This is a genomic window from Nonomuraea monospora (genome assembly GCF_039531895.1).
Taxonomy (GTDB): domain Bacteria; phylum Actinomycetota; class Actinomycetes; order Streptosporangiales; family Streptosporangiaceae; genus Nonomuraea; species Nonomuraea monospora.
Genome location: NZ_BAAAQX010000002.1, coordinates 503,162 through 521,569, shown reverse-complemented (window position 1 = coordinate 521,569; position 18,408 = coordinate 503,162). Strand labels below are relative to the sequence as shown.

The following is an 18,408-nucleotide window of genomic DNA, read 5'->3' as shown; positions in this document are numbered from 1 at the left end:
CCTGGGGGGCTGTAGATGCTGGTCAGAGCCTCATGCCAGAAGGTTGCTCGGGCAAGGGAGCAGGGGGGATATCTAACGTCCGCTTAACATGGCTTCTTACGCGGCATTAACGCCCGCGCAACAACGGGGTGCTTGTTTCGGCGCGGGACGGTGGCTCAGCGCAGTGGCGGGTTGGCGTTTTTCGCGCGTTCCAGTGCCAGGTCCGCCCACCACTCGCCGCTCGGCGGCGACACGACGCCGCGCTCCGGGTCCTTCTCGCCGTCCGTGCCGCGCCTGCACCGGCCGTTCGACGTGCCCGCGCGGGAGATCCACAGGTACGCGTCCACCAGCTCCTCGCCCGTCTCCGTCGTGGGACGGTCGCCGACGCCTCTGCCGGGCGGGTTGCACCACGTCTGCGGGTCCTCGTAGTGCTTCGGGGGCGACCAGGAGCCCTGGCCGTTCCTGCTGGTGTCCACGACGAAGTGCGGCATGGTGGCCGGGTCCACCTCGGTGTTCTGCGGGCAGGTCGTGCCGCCTGTCTTGAGGCGTACGGCGATGCAGGCCGACAGGGTCTTGCCGTACTCGACGCTCTTGGCGGTGCGCTGGAAGCCGCCCGTGTTGACGAAGAAGCCGTCGGCCTTGTCGATGCCGGCGGCGATCAGGCGTTCGGCCATCGTCTCCGTGCCTGGCCAGTAGTCCTGGCTGCCGTCCAGGTAGACGGCGGTGGCGGGGTTGCTCTTGAGGATCTGTACGGCCTGGCGCAGGTCCTGGTAGCGCTGGTCGGGTGAGCCTTGCTGGGTCGGGCACTGCTCGGTGCCGGGCACTCTGACCAGGCTGCCGGGCTCCAGGATGATCACGGCCTTCGCTGGGCCCACCTGGCGGGCGATGCCGGTCAGCCACTCCTGGTAGGCGGGCATGGCGGAGGTGGTCGTGGGGTGGCATTCGTTGCCCGGCAGGTAGCTGATCAGGAAGACGGGGATGCCGCCTGTCTGGTCGGCGGCGGTGATTGTGGCGTCCACCTTGGATCTGACCTCGGGCTGGTTGAGGCGGATGGCGTGGGGGATCTGGGCCAGTTTGCGCATGAGGGAGGCGTCTGAGGGGCGGTCCTCCTGCCAGAGGGTTGCCTGGCGGGCGGCGGCTGGTTCTTCGGGGGCGTAGAAGGTGATCGGCTGGGTGGATCTCAGCGGGTTCTGGGAGGTGGGGGACGGTGGTGGGGTGCTTGTGGTGCTGGTGGGGGTGCCTCGCAAGGTCAGGGCTGCTGACGCGCCGCCCACCGCGATCGCCAGGGCGGCTGCGGCGATCAGGGCCCTGCGCCGGTTGACCGCCGCTCGCGTTGCGCCGGACTCCGCCGTCCCACCCCTCGCCGCACCGGCGCCAGGAGGGGCACTGGGGGAAGGCACATCCGCCTCGCCCACGCCCGCGCTCGTGCTTGCGAGGCTCGTGCTGCTCGTGTTGCCCGTGCTCAGCTGGTCCAGGAGGGCGTCGGCTGTGGGGCGGTGCGCGGGGTCCTTGGACAGGGCGGACGCGACCAGGTCACGCAGCGGCCCCGTGAGCCCGTCCAGAGAGGGCGGGTCGTTGACGATGCGGAGCAGGAGCGTCGGGATGGAGCCCGAGCCGAACGGCGGCGCGCCGCCGGCGGCGAAGGCGACCGTGCAGCCCCAGGAGAAGATGTCGGACGGCGGCCCGACCTCCGCCCCGGACACCTGCTCGGGCGACATGTAAGCAGGCGTCCCCAGGACGGTGCTGCTGGCGTCGGAGTCGGCCAGCCAGGCGATGCCGAAGTCGATGACCTTGGGCCCCACCTGGGACAGCAGCACGTTGGACGGTTTCAGGTCGCGATGGACGACCCCCGCCCCGTGGATGGCCCGCAGCGCCATCGCCATCGAGGCGGCCAGACCGTCGAGGGCGGAGCCGCGCAGCGGGCCGGAGGTGGCGACGGCCTCCTTGAGGCTGGGGCCCTCGACGTACTCCGTGACCAGGTACGCGAGCCGTCCATCGAGGGAGGCGTCGAGGACCGGCGCGGTGCAGAAGCGGGCGACGCGCTGCGCGGCGGCCACCTCGCGGGCGAAGCGGCGGCGGAAGTCGGGGTGCGCGTCCATCCTGGCGTGCAGGAGCTTGACGGCGACGCGCGTGCCGGAGGGGTCGCGGGCGAGGTAGACGACGCCCATGCCGCCCTCGCCCAGCCGGCCGAGGAGGGTGTACGGCCCCACCCGCGCGGGATCGCCGTCCCTCAGCACCTCCAGGGTCATAGACGCTCAGGTTAGCCCGCGATGATCCATTCGCTCTACAGGGAGAGCTGCCACTGGTTCCACTCGTCGAACAGCTCGAACCCCATGGCCTCGTTGATGGCGAGCATGTGGCCGTTGGACGTGGCGTTCCAGGTGATGACGCGTTCGAGGTGCGGCTCCTGCTCGCGCAGCCAGAGCAGGTTGGCGAGCTTGAGCAGCAGGCCGAGCCGGTGGCCGCGATGCCCGCGCAGGACGGCCGTGTCGGCCTGCTCGCCCCAGCGGGCGGAGGGATCGGCGTCGAGGAAGACGCGGGTGTAGCCGGCGGGGGCGCCGTCGGAGTCGCGGCGGGCGATCGTGGTGTAGCAGGTGCGGCCGACCTCGGGCAGGCTCTCCTCGCGGGCGCGCACGCCGTCGACGCTGAAGGTCATGTCCTCCAGGTCGCCCTGGCGCGGGGCGTCGTTCATGCCGTTGAGGAGGGTGACGAGGTCGGGCAGCAGCTCGGGGGTGGTGGGGCCGATCCAGCGTTCCAGGGTGTAGCCCTTGACCTCGGGGATCATCCGCTCCAGGGCGTCCCAGTCGGCCTTGCGCAGGTCGAGGGTGCGGCGCGCCTCCGCCAGCCCCACGCTCATGCCGTGCGCCTTGGCGAAGCGGGCGCCGGCGCCGGTGACGAGGGTCTCGGTGAGCAGGAGCTTGCGGCCCTGCGCCCGCATGCGGTCGACGGCGTGCTCGAACAGCGCGGAGCCGAGACCGCGCCCGCGGTGCGCGGGGTCCACGACCAGGGGGAAGACGAAGCCCATGTGGCGGTTGTCGAGCTGGGGGAAGCGCAGCGCGTAGCCGCCGATGACCCGGTCGTCGTCGAGCAGGACCCACGCCTCCATGCGCTGGGCCGGCGAGTGCGAGCAGATGTCGCGGCGGAACCGGATGAGCGGGAGCACGGGGCCGGCGTCCTCGTGAAAGCCGGCCACGTACGCGGCGTGCAGGCTCGTGACGAGGTCGTCGTCGGAGGGGTCGCCCGGCCGGTCGGGGATCATGATGGGCTGGATGCGCATGCCTCCAGCCAACCGCACCGCGACACGGCCGGGCCAGCGGTTTTACTGCCGGTAGTTCTCCACCTCGCCGGCCGGGCGGGCGGCGGCGCTGTTGGGGTCGTCGCCCGCGGTGCGCCTGGCCCTGCGCTGCCTGAGCAGATCCCAGCACTGGTCGAGGGCGGTCTCCAGCTCCTTGATGCGCGCGTGCTCCTGGTCGGAGGTCACCTGCCCGGCGGTGAGCCTGTCGCGCAGCTCGTGCTCCTCGGTGACCAGCGCGCTGATCCTGGTCAGAATCTCGTCGTCCCGCATGCCCAAGACTCTAATCACCGCGTGATAGAACACGCCCTATGGCTGGTATGGCGCTGGTAAGGAAGCCCGGCCCGAGGATCTCCGAGGGCATCGTCACACACATCGAGCGGGAGCCGGTGGATCACGAGAGGGCGGCCGTCCAGCACGACGCCTACGTGGCCGCGCTGGCCGGGGCGGGCTGGCGGCCGGTGCACGTGCCACGCGCCGACGACCTCCCCGACGCCCCTTTCGTGGAGGACACGATGGTGGTGTCGGGCCGGCTGGCCGTGCTGACCAGGCCGGGCGCGCCGGAGCGGCGGCCGGAGGTGGAGTCGGTGGCGCGGGCCGTGCACGAGCTGGGGCTGAGCTCGGTCAGGATCGTGCCGCCCGGCACGCTGGACGGCGGTGACGTGCTCCAGGTCGGCCGTACGGTGTACGTGGGCAGGTCGGCCAGGACGAACGACGAGGGCATCGGGCAGTTGACCGCCCTGCTGCCGGAGCGGCAGGTGGTGCCCGTGGAGCTGCGCGGCGTGCTGCACCTGAAGTCGGCGGTGACCGCGTTGCCCGACGGGACGCTCATCGGCGATCCCGCCTGCGTGGACCTGCCCGGGGTGCTGGCGCCGGAGGAGGAGGCGGGCGCGCATGTGGTGGTGCTGGGGGAGGACCGCGTCCTGCTGTCCGCGTCGGCCCCGCAGACCGCCGCAATGCTCGAAAAGCGCGGATTTTTCGTGACGAAGGTGGATATTTCGGAGTACGAGAAGCTTGAAGGTTGTGTGACCTGCTTGAGCGTTCTCGTGGCTGATTGACCGTTCTCAGAATCTGAGATCCCGGGCGGTGCATCGCGAGACGTCTGGTAGCGTTCATGTCATGCTGCGCGGGCTCCTTCTTAGCTGCCGCGGCGGGGGCCTCTAAGGCCGGCTCCCTCGCCGCGGAGCGAGTCATGCGCGTCGGCCGCTTTCTTCCTGAGACCGACGAGGAGCATCCGATCATGACCGCTCAGCAGCCCAGCCGCATGCCCGTCCATCGTTACCAGCCGTTCGAACCCATCCGGCTGACCGACCGCACCTGGCCCGACAAGGTGATCACCGAGGCGCCCCGATGGTGCGCCGTGGACCTGCGCGACGGCAACCAGGCCCTGATCGACCCGATGGACTCGCACCGCAAGCTCCAGATGTTCGAGCTGCTGGTACGCATGGGGTACAAGGAGATCGAGGTAGGCTTCCCCGCCGCCTCGCAGACCGACTTCGACTTCATCCGGCAGATCATCGAAGAGGGCCGCGTCCCCGACGACGTGGTCATCCAGGTGCTGACGCAGGCCAGGCCCGAGCTGATCGAGCGCACCTTCGAGTCGATCGAGGGCGCCAAGCAGGCCATCGTGCACCTGTACAACTCGACCTCCACCCTGCAGCGCCGCGTCGTCTTCGGCCAGGACAAGGACGGCATCACCGCCATCGCGGTCGAGGGCGCCAAGCTGGTCAAGAAGCTCGCCGACGCCAGCGACGTGGACGTCTACTTCCAGTACTCCCCCGAGTCGTTCACCGGCACCGAGCTGGAGTACGCCGTCGAGGTGTGCGACGCCGTCAACGAGGTGTGGCAGCCCACGCCCGAGCGCAAGGTGATCATCAACCTGCCCGCCACGGTCGAGATGGCCACCCCCAACATCTACGCCGACCAGATCGAGTGGATGCACCGCAACCTCAAGCACCGCGACTCGATCGTCCTGTCGCTGCACCCGCACAACGACCGCGGCAGCGCCGTCGCCGCCGCCGAGCTGGGCTACATGGCCGGCGCCGACCGCATCGAGGGCTGCCTGTTCGGCAACGGCGAGCGCACCGGCAACGTCTGCCTGGTCACCCTGGGCATGAACCTGTTCTCCCAGGGCGTCGACCCCGAGATCGACTTCAGTGACATCGACGAGATCCGCCGCGTCACCGAATACTGCAACCAGCTGCCCGTGCACCCGCGCCACCCGTGGGGCGGCGAGCTGGTCTACACCGCCTTCTCCGGCTCCCACCAGGACGCCATCAAGAAGGGCTTCGAGCACCTGGAGCGCGACGCGGCCGTGGCCGGGGTGCCGGTCGACGAGTTCACCTGGGCGGTGCCGTACCTGCCGATCGACCCGAAGGACATCGGCCGCAGCTACGAGGCCGTCATCCGGGTCAACAGCCAGTCCGGCAAGGGCGGCGTCGCGTACATCATGAAGGCCGACCACCAGCTCGACCTGCCGCGCAGGCTGCAGATCGAGTTCTCCAAGGTGGTGCAGGCGCGCACCGACAGCGAGGGCGGCGAGATCAGCCCCGCCGCGATGTTCGAGATCTTCCGGGACGAGTACCTGCCCAACCCCGCCAAGCGGTGGGGCCGCCTGAGCCTCATGGCGCACCGCCACGAGTCCACGGTCGACGACAAGGACCTCATCAGCGCCGACGTGCGCCTCGACGGTGAGATCCGCGAGATCCAGGGCAAGGGCAACGGCCCGATCTCGGCGTTCATCGACGCCATCACGCGCGTCGGTATCCAGGTGCGCGTCCTCGACTACGTGGAGCACGCGATGAGCGCGGGCAGCGACGCCAAGGCGGCCTCCTACCTGGAGTGCGAGGTCAACGGGAAGGTGCTGTGGGGTGTCGGCGTCGACGCCAACACCACGACGGCCTCGCTGAAGGCCATCATCTCCGCGGTGAACCGCGCCGCGCGCTGACGCATCGGTTCGGAACAGGGGCATGGCGAGTCGCTCGCCGTGCCCCCTTTTTTTGCGTGACTTAGTGAACGTTGCGTTTCTAAGTGCTGAATCATATGCTTCTTAGAGAACGATCCGTTTACTAAGGAGGTGGTGTCGTGGGGCTGGTGCTGGCCGGGTTGATGCTGGCGATGCTGCTCGGCGCCCTGGACCAGACGATCATGGCGCCCGCGCTGCCCGCCGTCGCCGGCGCGCTGGGCGGGCTCGACCGGATGCCCGCCGTCGTCACCGCCTACCTCGTCGCCGCCACCGTCGTCATGCCCGTCTACGGCAAGCTCGGCGACCGGTACGGCCGCAAGCCCACCATGCAGGCAGCCGTCGTGATCTTCGTGGCCGGGGCCGTGCTGTGCGGGCTGGCCACGTCGATGCCGCAGTTCATCGCCTTCCGGGCGATCCAGGGGCTGGGCGGCGGCGGGCTGGTCATCGGGGCCCAGGCGATCATCGGCGAGCTGGTGAGCCCCCGCGAGCGAGGGCGCTACCTCGGGCTGTTCGGCGCCGCGTACATCGTGGCCGCCGTCGGCGGGCCGCTGGTCGGCGGGTTCTTCGTGGACGGGCCGGGGTGGCGGTGGATCTTCGCCCTCTACCCGCCGCTGGGGCTGCTGGCGCTCGTGCTGCTCAGCGTCGCGCTGAAGCTGCCGCGGCCCCGCACGCGCGCGCCGCTCGACGTGGCGGGGGCCGCCACGCTGGGCACCGCCGTGGTCGGGATCGTCATGGTGGGGGAGAGCGGGAACCCCGCCTACCTCGCCCTGGCCGCCGCCGGTGTGGTGGCGTGGCTGGTCAGCGCGCGGTTCGCGCGGGATCCGATCCTGCCGCTGCGGCTGTTCGGCGACCGGGCGTTCGCGGTGCCCGTGGCGATCAGCCTGCTCATCGGGTTCGCGCTGTTCGGGACGATCACGTACCTGCCGGCGTACGCGCAGATCGCCCTGCACACCAGCGCCACGCAGGCCGGGCTGCTGGTGACCGCGCTCATGGGCGGCGTGCTGGTCGCCGCCGTCGCCTCCGGCCGGCTCATCACCAGGACGGGGACGTACAAGCCGTACCCCATCGCGGGCACGGCCCTGGCGGCGGCGGGGCTCGCCCTGCTGGGGCTGGCCGGGGCAGGACCGGTCGTGCTCGTGTTCGCGCTGCTGCTGACCGGGCTCGGGGTCGGGCTGGTCATGCAGGTCATGGTGCTGGCCGCGCAGAACGCCGTCGAGTACGCCGACCTCGGCACCGCCACGTCGTCGGTGACGTTCGTCCGCCAGGTCGGGGCGTCGGCCGGGGTGGCGCTGGTGGGGGCGCTGATCACGCTCAGGTCGGGCATCTCCAGCACCTCGGCGGCGAGCCTGCCGGAAGCCGTGCGCGGCCAGTTCGCCGCCGCCGTGCCGCCCGTCTTCGCGGCCATGGCGCCGCTGCTGGTCGTGGCGTTCCTCCTGGCGCTCGCGCTGCCGGCGCGCCCGCTCCGTACCACTGCTCACGTTGAGGAGAACCGGTGAAACTCGTCGCACCGTTGCGTGCCTTCGGCCGCGCCGACCTGGCTCTGGCCGGGGGGAAGGGCGCCAACCTGGGGGAGCTGGTCAGGGCCGGTTTTCCGGTGCCTGACGGCTTCGTCGTCACCACGTACGCGGGCGAGCTGTCCGATGAGGTGTCTGAAGCCATCACCGACGCCTACGCCCGGCTCGGCGGCGGGCCCGTGGCCGTGCGGTCGAGTGCCACGGCCGAGGATCTGCCGGGGGCCGCGTTCGCCGGGCAGCAGGACACCTACCTCAACGTCGTCGGCATCGCGGACCTGCTCGACGCCGTGCGGCGGTGCTGGGGGTCGCTGTGGACCGACCGCGCCGTCGCCTACCGGGCCAGGCTGGGCATCGGTGACGTCGGGGTGCGGATGGCGGTGGTCGTGCAGAGGATGGTGGAGGCCGAGGTGGCGGGGGTGATGTTCACCGCCGATCCGGTCAGCGGGGATCGGACGCGGCTCGTCGTCGATGCCAGCAGCGGGCTGGGGGAAGCCGTCGTGTCGGGGCTGGTCACGCCGGATCACTACGTGGTGGACGGGCGTGGGCGGGTCGGCTTCACGCCTGGGCGGCGGGAGGTGGTCATCCGGAGCGCGGCGGGCGGCGGGGTCGTGCGCGAGAGCTCCGGGCGGCTGCCGGATGCGGCGGGTGGCGGGGGCGGTCGCGAGGGCGTGGGGAAGGTGGAGCGGCTGCCGGATGCGGTGGTGGCCGAGCTGGCGCGGCTGGGGCGTGACGTGGCCGCGCATTTCGGGCGGCCGCAGGACATCGAGTGGGCGTACGCGGGCGGACGGCTCCACCTGCTCCAGGCCCGGCCGATGACCGCGCTGCCGCCGCCCCCGGTGGGACACCTCAACCCGATCCAGCGCCGGATCGCCACGGTCCTGATGGAGTACCTGCCCGAGCGGCCGTACCCGATCGACATGTCCACCTGGATCCCGTACGGACCCGCCGGCCTGATGCGCAACGTCCTGGGCAGCTTCGGCGTGCGGCGGGCGTTCGACGGCTTCCTCGAGGAGGAGGACGAGGTCGTCTACCGGCTCCTGCCACCAGTGCCGAGGCCGGGCCTGGGGGTGCTGGCGGCGCCGTTCCGGGTGCTGGCCAAGGCGCTGCGGTACGACCCGGCCCGGTGGACCGAGGATCGGCGCTTCCGCGACTACCTCGCGGCGGTCGAGGCCCTGCGTGGCCGCGACCTTCAGGGGATGTCGTGGGCGGAGCTGCTGCGCGTGCCCCGGCAGGCGCTCGCCCTCGTGTCGCCCGTCGCTGATCTGAGGGTCGACTACCTGCCGGGGACGGGGCTGGCGCTGCTACGGCTGCTGGCCGTGGTGCGGGTACTGGGGCGGCGGGAGCTGTTCGCCGACTTGTTGCATGGGGCGCGTACCAGGACCACCGACACCAACCGGGCGTTGGAGGGGCTGGCCGAGGTGGCGCGGCGTACGCGGGCGTTCGAGGTGGAACCGATGCCTGAGGAGTTCTTGGAGGCGTTGGAGGGGTTCCTGGATGAGTACGGGCATCGGGAGACCTCGAGCCCGATTCTCGTCACGCCGCCTACCTGGGTGGACGCTCCCGAGGTGGTGCTCGGGCTGGTGCGGGTGCTGGCCTCGGACGCGCCCACGCCGAAGGAGGGGGATGACGCGCTGGGACGTCTGCTCGCCCACCCCCTGTTGCGCGGGAAGGGTCGTCGTGCCCGCGTCACGCGCTGGGTGGAGGCGGCGCGGGCGGGAATCGCGTTCAGGGAGGACAGCCACTTCTCCTTCATGATGCCGCAGCCCGTCCTGCGCAGGTCGCTGCTGGAGCTGGGCCGCCGCCTGCGCGACGCGGGCGCGCTGGCCGCCCCGGAGGACGTCTTCCACCTGCGGCTGGAGGAGATCGAGGACGTCACCACCCTGCGCGGCGCGGACGTCGGGCGCCTGCGCGAGACCGTCACCAGGCGGGCGCTCAAACGGGAGGAGCTGGCCGGGGTGCGGCTCATCGACCCGGCCGCGATCTTCCCGCCGGCCGAGACCGGCGACGCGCTGCTCACCGGCGCCCCGGCCGGCGGCGGCTCCGTGACCGGGCCGGTGAAGGTGATCGCCACGCCCGCCGAGTTCGGCCGGCTGGCCGCCGGTGACGTGCTCGTCTGCCCGTACACGAACCCGTCGTGGACGCCGCTGTTCCAGCACGCGGCGGCCGTGGTCGTGGACACCGGCGGGGCGGCCTCGCACGCGGCGATCGTGGCCAGGGAGTACGGCATCCCGGCCGTCATGGGCACCGGCACGGGCACCTCGGCGCTCCAGGACGGGCAGCTTGTCACGGTGAACGGCGACACCGGCACGGTGACGAGCGCAGTGTCCGGCGCAGTGTCCGGCGCGGCGTCCGGCGCGGCGTCCGGCGCGGCGTCCGGCGCGGCGTCCGGCGCGGAGACCGGCGCGGAGACCGGCGCGGAGACCGGCACGGTCGCCGGTGCTTCCTAGAATGCATGCCATGGTCACCGACCACCGCAAACTGCCACGACGCCGGGGCGAGGCGCTCAGCGCCGCGATCTACCAGGCCACGCTCGACGAGCTGGCCGAGGTCGGCTACGCCGGGCTGACCATGGAGCGCGTCGCCGAGCGGGCCAAGGCCAGCAAGGCGTCGCTCTACCGGCGCTGGCCCACCCGGATCGAGCTGGTGATGGAGGCCGTCTACCAGTCGCTGCCCGCCCCGGAGACCTCACCCGACACCGGCAACCTGCGTGACGACCTGGTCGCCATGCTCACCCGCACGGCGCAGGCCCTGTCGGGGCCGGCCGGTGAGGCGATGCGCGGGCTGCTCGGTGAGGCGTTGCGGGGGGAGTCGCCGCTGGGCACGATGCGGCGCAACTCCCAGGGCAAGGCCAGGCAGCTCATGGAGGAGGTCGTGCGGCGGGCGGTCGAGCGCGGTGAGGTGGACCCGGCGGACGTCACCGCCCGCCGGCTCGACGCGGGGCACGCGTTGTTGCGTCACCACTTCCTTTTCGAGGGGTCGCCGATTCCTGAGCGGCTGGTGGTGGAGATCGTGGATGAGGTGCTGGTGCCGCTGCTCAAACCGGGCCACACCGGCTGAAGGGCCGCCGCGACCGGGTCGTCCGGGGAGCGCCTGAGCACGGCCCCCGCCACCAGTGCCGCGATCCCGCTGCTGATCACCGCGCTGGCCGCCACCGCCGGCACGAACCACGGCGACACCCGCCACAGCCCGAACGCCATCAGCGCCGCCACCGCCATCCACCCGATCGCGTTCATGACGGCCGCCACCGCCAGCGACTTCCCCGAGGCCCGCACGGCGGACGCCATCACGGGTGAGGCGGCGGCCAGCGGAAGGGGCAGGACCAGCGTCATGAGGGTCGGGACGAAGAAGCCGCCCACCATGGCGTCGCCGAGCGCCGGGAGGGGCGGCGCCGTGTCCAGCCCGAAGCTGAGATAGCTGAGCAGGACGAGCACGATCGGGACGGCCACGGCGAGCGCCGTCAGCAGCACCCGCCGCCCGGTCGCCCGGGCCGCCGCGCCGTAGGGCGCCCGCTTGCCTGCGGCGCGGGCGGCGATGCCGAGTTGCCACGGCGCCAGCAGGGCCATCGCGCCCGCTCCGGCGAAGCAGGTCATGGCCGCTCTGAACAGCCAGCCGACCTCGGTGGCCTGGTCCGTCGGGAACGAGAGGGCGGCCGCGTCGCGGACGGCGGGGTTCCACAACATCCACAGGGCGTAGGAGGCGGCGACGAGGGTCGCCCAGAGGGGCAGCCGCAGCGGCCGGGCGCCCGGGATGCGGCGGCGGTGCAGCCACGCGTCGGCCGCGCCGGTGAGCAGGTCGGCCACGGTGCGCAGCCGTACGGGGCGGGAGGCGACCAGGTCGGCGACCTCCTCGCCGTAACGCTCGCGCCATGCCTTCGGGTAGAGCCGCAGCACGGCCTCCGCGATCGCCCGCGTCACGCCTGCCCCCTGACCTCAGCCCGCGCCATGCCCGCCGCGACCCGCACGACCCGCCTCACGCCTGTCCCCTGATCCCCGGCCCGCATCGTGCCTGCCGCGATCCCCGCGAACCGCTTCACGCCTGCCTCCGATGCCCGGCCCGCATCGTGCCTGCCGCCATGCCCATGACCCCGCGTCACGCCTGCCCCCAAGCCATCCGCCGCACCCCCGCCTGCTCCACCCGGCGCAGCGTGGCGAGCTGCTCACGCAGCGCGTCGCGCCCGCCGTCGGTGATCCGGTACGGTTTGCGCCGCTCCGCCGACTCGACCGGTTCGATCCAGCCGCGTTCCTCCAGCCGCATCAGCGCCCCGTAGAGCGTCCCCGGCTCCAGCGAGGTGCCTGAGAACTCCTCGATGTCGCTGATCATTCGGTATCCGTGTTTCTGCCCCTCGGCGAGGCTGATGAGGACGAGCAGCGCCACGTCGGTGAAGCGCCCGAGCCCCTGCGTCTTGCGAGCCATGTATTCAGTAAAACTTAGTAAGTCTCACTGAGCAAGCCCGATCGTCCCTGCCGCCAGCCGCATGCTGTGCGTGAACGCGTCGCGCCGGTTCTCGATCGTGTTGTTGAACTGGCCGAACACCTCGAAGTTGACCCACCCGTACAGGGCCGTCCAGGCCGTGAGCGCCCGCCAGATCACGTGGTCGGGCACCCCGGGCATCAGCTCGCGGAGCCCGGCCACGTCCGCTTCGAGCTCCGCGGGCAGCGGATCCTCCGCCGCCCGCACCGCCCCCGCCCGCCAGGCGTCGGACATGATGCGGCCCAGCACGGCCACGTCGCGCAGGCGGGCCTCGATCGTGTCCTGGGGCGCCTGGTAGCCGGGGACGGGGGAGCCGTAGATGAGCGCGTACTCGTGGGGATGGGCGACCCCCCAGTCGCGCACGGCGTGGCAGGCGGCCAGCCAGCGCCCGAGGTGGTCCTCGCGGGGGGTGGTGGCCTCGGTGTGTTCGACGGCCGCGCCGAGCGCGTTGTAGCTGTCGATGATCAGCGCGGTGAGCAGGTCGTCGCGGCTCGGGAAGTAGCGGTAGATGGCCGAGGAGACCATGCCCATCTCCCGGGCCACCGCGCGCAGGGACAGGCCGCCGGCCCCGTCGGTGGCGAGCTGGCGGCGCGCGATGTCGGTGATCTCTTTGGTGAGCTCGGCCCTGACGCGTTCTCTGGCGGTGCGGCTGGCTGTCATGCACAGCAGATTAGCAGAGCGGTGAGAAGAAACGAGAGCACTGCTCTTGACGAACACTGCTCTTTTGAGAGAGCATTGCTCTCGTAAGCGAAACACCCCTCGACCGGAGGCCCCCGATGCTTTCCCTCGCCAAGAACGCCAACATGCTGCTGATGTTCTTCCTGGAGCTCGGCGTGCTGGCCTCCGTCGCCTACTGGGGCGTCACGCTCAGCCCCAACTGGGGCGTCAAGCTGCTGGCGGGGCTCGGCGGCCCGGCGCTGTTCATCGCGGCGTGGGCACTGTTCGGCGCGAACGGCGGCGCGAACGCCACGTTCCCGCTCACCGGCCTGGCCCGCGCCGCGCTGGAGATCCTCTGGTTCGGCGGCGGCGCCCTGGCGCTCTACGCTTCCGGACTGATCACCTCCGCCATGATTTTCTCCGCACTCTTCATCCTCAACGCGGTTCTCCGCTTCTTCTGGAACGAGGTCTGAACATGGGTAAGCACGTTGTCGTCGGTTCGGGTCAGGTCGGCGGGCACCTGGCCGCCAAGCTCATCGCCCAGGGGCACGAGGTCGTCGTCGTGACCCGGTCGGGCAGCGGGCCCGCGGGCGCGGTCAAGGTGGCCGCGGACGTCGCCGACCAGGCCAAGATGATCGAAGTCGCCCGGGGCGCGGACGTCCTGTACAACGCCGTCAACCCGAAGTACCACCGCTGGCTCACCGACTGGCCGCCGATGGCCGCGTCGTTCCTGGCCGCCGCAGAAGCGAGCGGCGCCGCGTACGTGATGCTCGGCAACCTCTACCCGTACGGGCCCGTCACCGGCCCGATGACCGAGGACCTGCCGCTCTCCTCCCCGGACCCCAAGTTCCAGGTACGCGCCAGGATGTGGGCCGACGCGCTGGCCGCGCACGAGGCCGGCCGGATCAGGGCCACCGAGGTCCGCGGCTCCGACTACTACGGCCCCGGCGCCACCGACCAGTCCTACCTGGGCGACCGCTTCACGGTGCCGCTGAGGGCGGGCAAGCCGATCATGTCGCCCTGGCCGGTGGACGTGCCGCACACCTGGACGTACCTGCCGGACGTCGCCGACGCGATGATCACGGCGGGCGCCGACGAGCGGGCCTGGGGCAGGCCGTGGCACGTGCCCAGCGCGGAGCCGCTGACCTTCCGCGAGATGGCGCGGCGGATGGCCGCCGTGACCGGCAGCCCCGAGCCCAGGCTGCGGGTGATCCCGTGGCCGGTGATGCGGGCGGCCGGGCTCTTCTCGCCCATGATGGGCGAGCTCGGGCACGTCCGCTACCAGTTCACCGCGCCGTACGTGCTCGACTCCACGGCCTTCCAGCGTACGTTCGGCGCCGCGCCTACCCCGGTCGAGGCGGCGCTCAAGGCTACGCTCGTCGGATGAAGATAGCCATGATCGGTCTGGGCGACATCGCGGAGAAGGCCTACCTTCCCGTGCTGGCCGCTCAGCCCGCTCTCGACCTGCACCTCTGCACCCGCAACGAGGCCCGGCTGCACCGGCTCGGCGACACCTACCGGCTCGGCAACCGCTCCACGAGCGTGGACGAGGTGATCAAGGCGGGGGTGGACGCGGCGTTCGTGCACGCGGCCACCCACGCCCACCCCCAGCTCGTCGAACCCCTGCTCGCCGCCGGCATCCACGTCTACGTCGACAAGCCGATCGCCTACACCCTCGCCGAGTCGGAGAAGCTCGTCCGCCTGGCGGAGGCGGAGGGCAGGTCACTGATGGTCGGCTTCAACCGCCGCCACGCCCCCGGGTACGCCGAGCTGGCCGCCCACCCCCGGCACCTCGTCCTGATGGAAAAGCACCGCCACAACAACCCCGAGGCCCCGCGCAAGGCCGTCTTCGACGACTTCATCCACGTGGCCGACACGCTCAGGTTCCTGGCCCCCGGCCCGATCACCGACACCACGATCAGGACCCGCGTCAGGGACGGCCTCGTCGAGCACATCGTCCTGGAGCTGTCCGGCCGCGACTTCACCGCCATCGGCGTCATGAACCGGATGAGCGGCGCGTCCGAGGAGACCTGCGCGGCCATGGGCGACGGGGCGAAGCGGCGGGTGGTCAACCTCGGCGACGTCATCGACTACCAGGGCGGCGAGACCCTGGCCCGGCGGCCCGACTGGGTGCCGGTCGCCAGGCAGCGCGGGATCGAGCAGGTCTGCCTGGAGTTCCTGGCGGCGGTGCGCGACGGGCGCCGGGTGGACGCCGCCGACGCGCTGGCCACCCACGCCCTCTGCGAAGAGATCGTTTCCCAAGCTGGAGACTGAGCGCGTCAGTCTGCCGGTTTGAGCCGCATCTCCCTGTCGGCCCGGTCGAACATCCGCTGGAACGGTCTTCCCCCCAGCCGGGTCAGCACCGTGTATCCCTTGGCGTCGTTCAACGGGCTGGACGACGACACGACCCCCGCCACCGCCCCGCCGTACAGGGCGGGCCCGCCGCTGCCGCCCGCCGCCGCGTGGCAGTTGCGCGTGACCATCAGCCCGGGCCCTTCGGTCACGCCCTCGACCGCGTCGCCCACGCAGCGGTACATCTTGGTGCCCGGATACCCCCGCCCCGCCGGGTAGCCGAGCAGTTCGAGGCCGCGCAGCTCGGTGCCCTTGCCGGTGCGCATCGGCGACAGCCCCCGCCCGGTGACGGCCTCCAGCGGGCGCTTTCCGCTGGCGACCCCGACCAGGCCCACGTCGTACGGCAGGAGCTCCGACGAGTACGGCCGGGCACGCCACTTGGCGGGCACCCACGCGCGTACGACAGGCCACACGCCCATCGGCGGCCGGCCCCGATCGAACCCGGGCAGGAACGCCAGATGCTCCAGCAACCGCCCGTCGTGGTAGAGGCAGTGCGCCGCCGTCAGCACCAGGCTGCGGCTGCGCGAGCCGATCACCGTGCCGCCGCACAACACGTCCGTCTTGGCGACGGGGTCGCGGCCGAGCAGCACCCCGGTCAGCCGCCGCGCCCCCGTGTAGGGGCGCGGGACCGGCGCGTAGCCGAGGCGGTCGCCGTCAGGGGTGAGCACCCGGGGAACGGGGACGTTGCGCTGGGACACCTCGGTGACGGCGGCTGGATCGAGCAGGACGAGAGACAGGGCCAACCTGAGCACCCTGCCACTGTAGGACGAAGATGATCAGCTTTCTGACTCACGACATGAGGGTTTACTAACTCGTGTACTGGGAACCGAGCGCGCGTAGCCTGGCGTGCGCCGACTCGTACACGCCCGCCGCCTCGCCCAGGTAGGCCTTGGGCAATTTGGCGACCATCGTGTAGTTGGTGTCGCACACGTTCCCGACCGGCGCCTGCCCGGCCTGGCTGACGAGCTGGTAGGCGTCGAGCGTGTCCAGGCCGGTCAGCTCGGAGGTCCAGGTGACCAGGTCGTGCTGGCTGATCCGGTACGCGTCCTCCAGCGGCCTGGCCGACCCGGTGGACATCAGGTGCAGGTCGTCCTCCAGGCGCGGCCACGGCGTGGCCACCCCCTTGATCAGCTCGACGGCGACCACGGTGTTCATGGCCGACTCCACCGCGGTCCCGCACACCTCGCCGTGCCCCTGCAGCCCGTGGCCGTCGCCGATGGCGAACATCCCGCCCTCGACGTTGACGCCCAGGTAGACGGTGACGCCGGCGCGCAGCTCGGGGGTGTCCATGTTGCCGCCGTGCGCGTCGGGGGTGATCGTCATGCGGGCCTCGTTCGCGCCGGGGGCCACGCCGACCGTGCCGTGCATGGGGTCGAGCGGCAGCGCCACGCTGAAGTCGCTGTTGCGGGCGTGGTAGACGGCGACGTTCCGGTCGAGGTCGAGGTCGTAGCGCCAGACCCGCTCCTCCAGCGGCGGCTGCAGCATGGCGGTGGTGTGCGTGCCGGTCAGCGCGCCGAAGTGGGGGAACGTCGTGGACACCGCCCAGTCCCTGGCCGGGGTGATCGAGACGAAGTGCAGCGCCAGCGTGTCGCCCGGCTCGGCGCCCTCGACGTGGAAGGGGCCGGTCACCGGGTTCAGGTACGGGAACTCGCACACCCGCGACGGCAGGTCGTCCACGGTCCTGACGCGCCCGCCGAAGCAGTCCTCGGTGTACAGCTCCAGGATGGTGCCGGGGCGGACCTTGCCGAGGGCGGGCCGGCCGCCGAAGGTGTAGCTGAGCTCCTCCGGCTCGGGACGGAAGGAGACGACGTTCATTTGACCTCCGTGGGAAGGACGGGCCTGCGGCCCAGCAGGTACGAGCCGCCGAGGACGAGCAGGCCGAGCGCCAGCCAGATGCCGCCGACCCACTGGGCCGCGACGTTCTGGTTGATGACGACGGCCACCAGGATGACGAAGCCGATCACGGGCGCGATGAGGTGCGCCCAGTAGTTGCGGCTGCGCTGCCTGATCAGGTAGTGCACGACCACGGCGATGTGCAGCAGCAGGAAGGCGCTCATGGCGCCGAAGTTGACCAGCGAGGCCAGCTCGCCGATGCCGTTCTCCCTGGTGCTCATGTAGATGCCGAGGACGAGCGAGATGGCGGCGACGGCGAAGGTGGCGTTGACGGGCACCCGGTGCTTGGGGTCGACGACCGCCAGGAAGCGCGGGAGCTGCCGGTCGCGGGCCATCGCGAACAGCAGGCGGGAGGTGGCGGCCTGGGCGACCAGGGAGTTGGCGAAGCCCCAGGCGATGGCGGTGGCGACGGCGGTGAGCACCGACAGCCACTGCCCGCCGGCGAACGCGGCGGTGTCGTAGAACGCGCTGCCGGCGGCGTCGCCCTCGGCGATCAGCTTGGCCCGGTCGGGGGTGAGCAGCGCGGCCACCCACGTCTGGACGACGAAGAGCACGGCCGCCACGCCCAGCGCGGCCACCATGGAGCGGCCGAGCCGCTTGGCGTCCTCGCGGTTCTCCTCGGCCAGGGTGGAGATGCCGTCGAAGCCGAGGAACGACAGGACGGCGACGGACGCGGCGGCGAGCACCACGCTCCAGGTGAAGGAGGAGGAGTCGAACAGCGGGGTGAGGAAGCCGGTCTGCGCCTTGCCCTGGGCCAGCGCGACGCCGCCGATGACCAGGAAGATCGCCAGCACGGCCAGCTCGGCGACCAGCATGATGCGGGTGATCCTGGCCGTCATCTGGATGCCCAGGTAGTTGACGACCGTGTTGAGCAGCACGAAGATCACCAGCCAGCCCCAGACAGGGATGACCGGCACGAACGAGCTCATGGCCGCGCTGGCCACCAGGTAGAGCAGCGAGGGCACCAGGACGTAGTCCAGCAGGATCGCCCAGCCGGCGATGAAGCCCACGGGCGCGGCGATGCCGCGCCCGGCGTAGGTGTAGACCGACCCGGCCATCGGGAAGGCGCGGGCCATCTGCGCGTACGACAGCGCGGTGAACGCCATCGCCACCAGGCCGATGACGTAGGCCAGCGCCACCATCCCGTGGGAGACGGCGAAGACGTTGCCGAAGATGCCGAACGGGGCGATCGGCACCATGAAGATCAAGCCATAGATCATCAGATCGGCGAAGCCCAAGGAGCGCTTAAGCTCCTGGCGGTAGCCGAACTGCTCGACGCTGCTCAT

Annotated in this window: 17 protein-coding genes; 8 read left to right on the top strand and 9 right to left on the bottom strand. The window is 71.4% G+C overall.

Annotated features, from left to right (window positions below):
• Positions 1-155: 155 nt before the first annotated feature.
• Genes ABD331_RS05655 through ABD331_RS05645 form a run of 3 tightly spaced genes read right to left on the bottom strand, consistent with a single transcriptional unit; the run spans position 156 to position 3,544 of the window.
• Positions 156-2,228 (bottom strand): glycoside hydrolase family 6 protein, encoded by a 2,073-nt coding sequence (locus ABD331_RS05655; RefSeq protein WP_344471186.1) that lies wholly within the window; start codon positions 2,226-2,228, stop codon positions 156-158.
• 35 nt (positions 2,229-2,263) lie between these two features.
• Positions 2,264-3,256 (bottom strand): GNAT family N-acetyltransferase, encoded by a 993-nt coding sequence (locus tag ABD331_RS05650; protein WP_344471185.1) that lies wholly within the window; start codon positions 3,254-3,256, stop codon positions 2,264-2,266.
• A 42-nt stretch (positions 3,257-3,298) separates the two neighbouring features.
• Entirely contained in the window at positions 3,299-3,544 is a 246-nt protein-coding gene (locus ABD331_RS05645; RefSeq protein WP_344471184.1) for a DUF2630 family protein, read from the bottom strand.
• Between the two features lie 38 nt (positions 3,545-3,582).
• Here ABD331_RS05645 and ddaH point away from each other — a divergent pair, with 38 nt between their 5' ends.
• The 5 genes from ddaH (at position 3,583) to ABD331_RS05620 (ending at position 10,807) form a co-directional block, all read left to right on the top strand.
• Positions 3,583-4,329 (top strand): dimethylargininase, encoded by a 747-nt coding sequence (gene ddaH, locus ABD331_RS05640; RefSeq protein ID WP_344471183.1) that lies wholly within the window; start codon positions 3,583-3,585, stop codon positions 4,327-4,329.
• Positions 4,330-4,511: 182 nt separating this feature from the next.
• Positions 4,512-6,218 (top strand): 2-isopropylmalate synthase, encoded by a 1,707-nt coding sequence (leuA, locus tag ABD331_RS05635; RefSeq protein ID WP_425565943.1) that lies wholly within the window; start codon positions 4,512-4,514, stop codon positions 6,216-6,218.
• Positions 6,219-6,355: 137 nt separating this feature from the next.
• Complete coding sequence (locus ABD331_RS05630) at positions 6,356-7,732, top strand: MFS transporter (protein WP_344471182.1); 1,377 nt, start codon at positions 6,356-6,358, stop codon at positions 7,730-7,732.
• The gene (locus ABD331_RS05625; protein ID WP_344471181.1) at positions 7,729-10,197 is read left to right on the top strand and encodes a PEP/pyruvate-binding domain-containing protein; all 2,469 of its coding nucleotides are present in this window, start codon (positions 7,729-7,731) and stop codon (positions 10,195-10,197) included. The genes ABD331_RS05630 and ABD331_RS05625 overlap by 4 nt, the downstream gene beginning before the upstream one ends.
• Positions 10,198-10,207: 10 nt before the next feature.
• Positions 10,208-10,807: a TetR/AcrR family transcriptional regulator gene (locus ABD331_RS05620; RefSeq protein WP_344471180.1), complete on the top strand. Its 600-nt coding sequence runs from the start codon at positions 10,208-10,210 to the stop codon at positions 10,805-10,807.
• Here ABD331_RS05620 and ABD331_RS05615 read toward each other — a convergent pair.
• The 3 genes from ABD331_RS05615 to ABD331_RS05605 all read right to left on the bottom strand — a co-directional run bounded on the left by ABD331_RS05615 (position 10,705) and on the right by ABD331_RS05605 (position 12,880).
• Positions 10,705-11,664, bottom strand: coding sequence for a hypothetical protein (locus ABD331_RS05615; protein WP_344471179.1), 960 nt, complete (start codon positions 11,662-11,664; stop codon positions 10,705-10,707). The genes ABD331_RS05620 and ABD331_RS05615 overlap by 103 nt on opposite strands.
• A 175-nt stretch (positions 11,665-11,839) precedes the next feature.
• Positions 11,840-12,163 carry a PadR family transcriptional regulator gene (locus tag ABD331_RS05610; RefSeq protein ID WP_148439217.1) on the bottom strand — a complete coding sequence of 108 codons (324 nt, stop codon included), beginning with the start codon at positions 12,161-12,163 and terminating at the stop codon, positions 11,840-11,842.
• A gap of 24 nt (positions 12,164-12,187) precedes the next feature.
• A complete protein-coding gene (locus ABD331_RS05605) occupies positions 12,188-12,880 on the bottom strand; it encodes a TetR/AcrR family transcriptional regulator (protein ID WP_344471178.1) in 693 nt (230 codons plus the stop codon).
• A 116-nt stretch (positions 12,881-12,996) separates the two neighbouring features.
• Here ABD331_RS05605 and ABD331_RS05600 point away from each other — a divergent pair, with 116 nt between their 5' ends.
• Genes ABD331_RS05600 through ABD331_RS05590 form a run of 3 tightly spaced genes read left to right on the top strand, consistent with a single transcriptional unit; the run spans position 12,997 to position 15,151 of the window.
• On the top strand, positions 12,997-13,350 hold the full coding sequence (locus tag ABD331_RS05600) for a YrdB family protein (RefSeq protein WP_344471177.1): 354 nt from the start codon (positions 12,997-12,999) through the stop codon (positions 13,348-13,350).
• A gap of 2 nt (positions 13,351-13,352) precedes the next feature.
• Complete coding sequence (locus ABD331_RS05595; protein WP_344471176.1) at positions 13,353-14,264, top strand: NAD-dependent epimerase/dehydratase family protein; 912 nt, start codon at positions 13,353-13,355, stop codon at positions 14,262-14,264.
• Positions 14,261-15,151: a Gfo/Idh/MocA family protein gene (locus tag ABD331_RS05590; RefSeq protein WP_344471175.1), complete on the top strand. Its 891-nt coding sequence runs from the start codon at positions 14,261-14,263 to the stop codon at positions 15,149-15,151. The genes ABD331_RS05595 and ABD331_RS05590 overlap by 4 nt, the downstream gene beginning before the upstream one ends.
• Positions 15,152-15,156: 5 nt before the next feature.
• Here the strand turns inward: ABD331_RS05590 and ABD331_RS05585 are convergent, their stop codons facing one another.
• The 3 genes from ABD331_RS05585 to ABD331_RS05575 are packed head-to-tail and all read right to left on the bottom strand — an operon-like array spanning position 15,157 to position 18,408.
• A complete protein-coding gene (locus tag ABD331_RS05585; protein ID WP_344471174.1) occupies positions 15,157-15,981 on the bottom strand; it encodes a trypsin-like serine peptidase in 825 nt (274 codons plus the stop codon).
• 55 nt (positions 15,982-16,036) lie between these two features.
• Complete coding sequence (locus tag ABD331_RS05580) at positions 16,037-17,044, bottom strand: acetamidase/formamidase family protein (protein ID WP_344471173.1); 1,008 nt, start codon at positions 17,042-17,044, stop codon at positions 16,037-16,039.
• Positions 17,041-18,408, bottom strand: a complete 1,368-nt coding sequence (locus ABD331_RS05575) for an APC family permease (protein ID WP_344471172.1) — start codon at positions 18,406-18,408, stop codon at positions 17,041-17,043. The genes ABD331_RS05580 and ABD331_RS05575 overlap by 4 nt, the downstream gene beginning before the upstream one ends.

Bases quoted from the DNA above. Each gene is read 5' to 3' on its own strand.
- ABD331_RS05655 (WP_344471186.1), bottom strand. From the start codon at position 2,228: ATGACCCTGGAGGTGCTGAGGGACGGCGATCCCGCGCGGGTGGGGCCG.
- ABD331_RS05650 (WP_344471185.1), bottom strand. From the start codon at position 3,256: ATGCGCATCCAGCCCATCATGATCCCCGACCGGCCGGGCGACCCCTCC.
- ABD331_RS05645 (WP_344471184.1), bottom strand. From the start codon at position 3,544: ATGCGGGACGACGAGATTCTGACCAGGATCAGCGCGCTGGTCACCGAG.
- ddaH (WP_344471183.1), top strand. From the start codon at position 3,583: ATGGCTGGTATGGCGCTGGTAAGGAAGCCCGGCCCGAGGATCTCCGAG.
- leuA (WP_425565943.1), top strand. From the start codon at position 4,512: ATGACCGCTCAGCAGCCCAGCCGCATGCCCGTCCATCGTTACCAGCCG.
- ABD331_RS05620 (WP_344471180.1), top strand. From the start codon at position 10,208: ATGGTCACCGACCACCGCAAACTGCCACGACGCCGGGGCGAGGCGCTC.
- ABD331_RS05610 (WP_148439217.1), bottom strand. From the start codon at position 12,163: ATGGCTCGCAAGACGCAGGGGCTCGGGCGCTTCACCGACGTGGCGCTG.
- ABD331_RS05605 (WP_344471178.1), bottom strand. From the start codon at position 12,880: ATGACAGCCAGCCGCACCGCCAGAGAACGCGTCAGGGCCGAGCTCACC.
- ABD331_RS05600 (WP_344471177.1), top strand. From the start codon at position 12,997: ATGCTTTCCCTCGCCAAGAACGCCAACATGCTGCTGATGTTCTTCCTG.
- ABD331_RS05595 (WP_344471176.1), top strand. From the start codon at position 13,353: ATGGGTAAGCACGTTGTCGTCGGTTCGGGTCAGGTCGGCGGGCACCTG.
- ABD331_RS05590 (WP_344471175.1), top strand. From the start codon at position 14,261: ATGAAGATAGCCATGATCGGTCTGGGCGACATCGCGGAGAAGGCCTAC.
- ABD331_RS05580 (WP_344471173.1), bottom strand. From the start codon at position 17,044: ATGAACGTCGTCTCCTTCCGTCCCGAGCCGGAGGAGCTCAGCTACACC.
- ABD331_RS05575 (WP_344471172.1), bottom strand. From the start codon at position 18,408: ATGAGCAGCGTCGAGCAGTTCGGCTACCGCCAGGAGCTTAAGCGCTCC.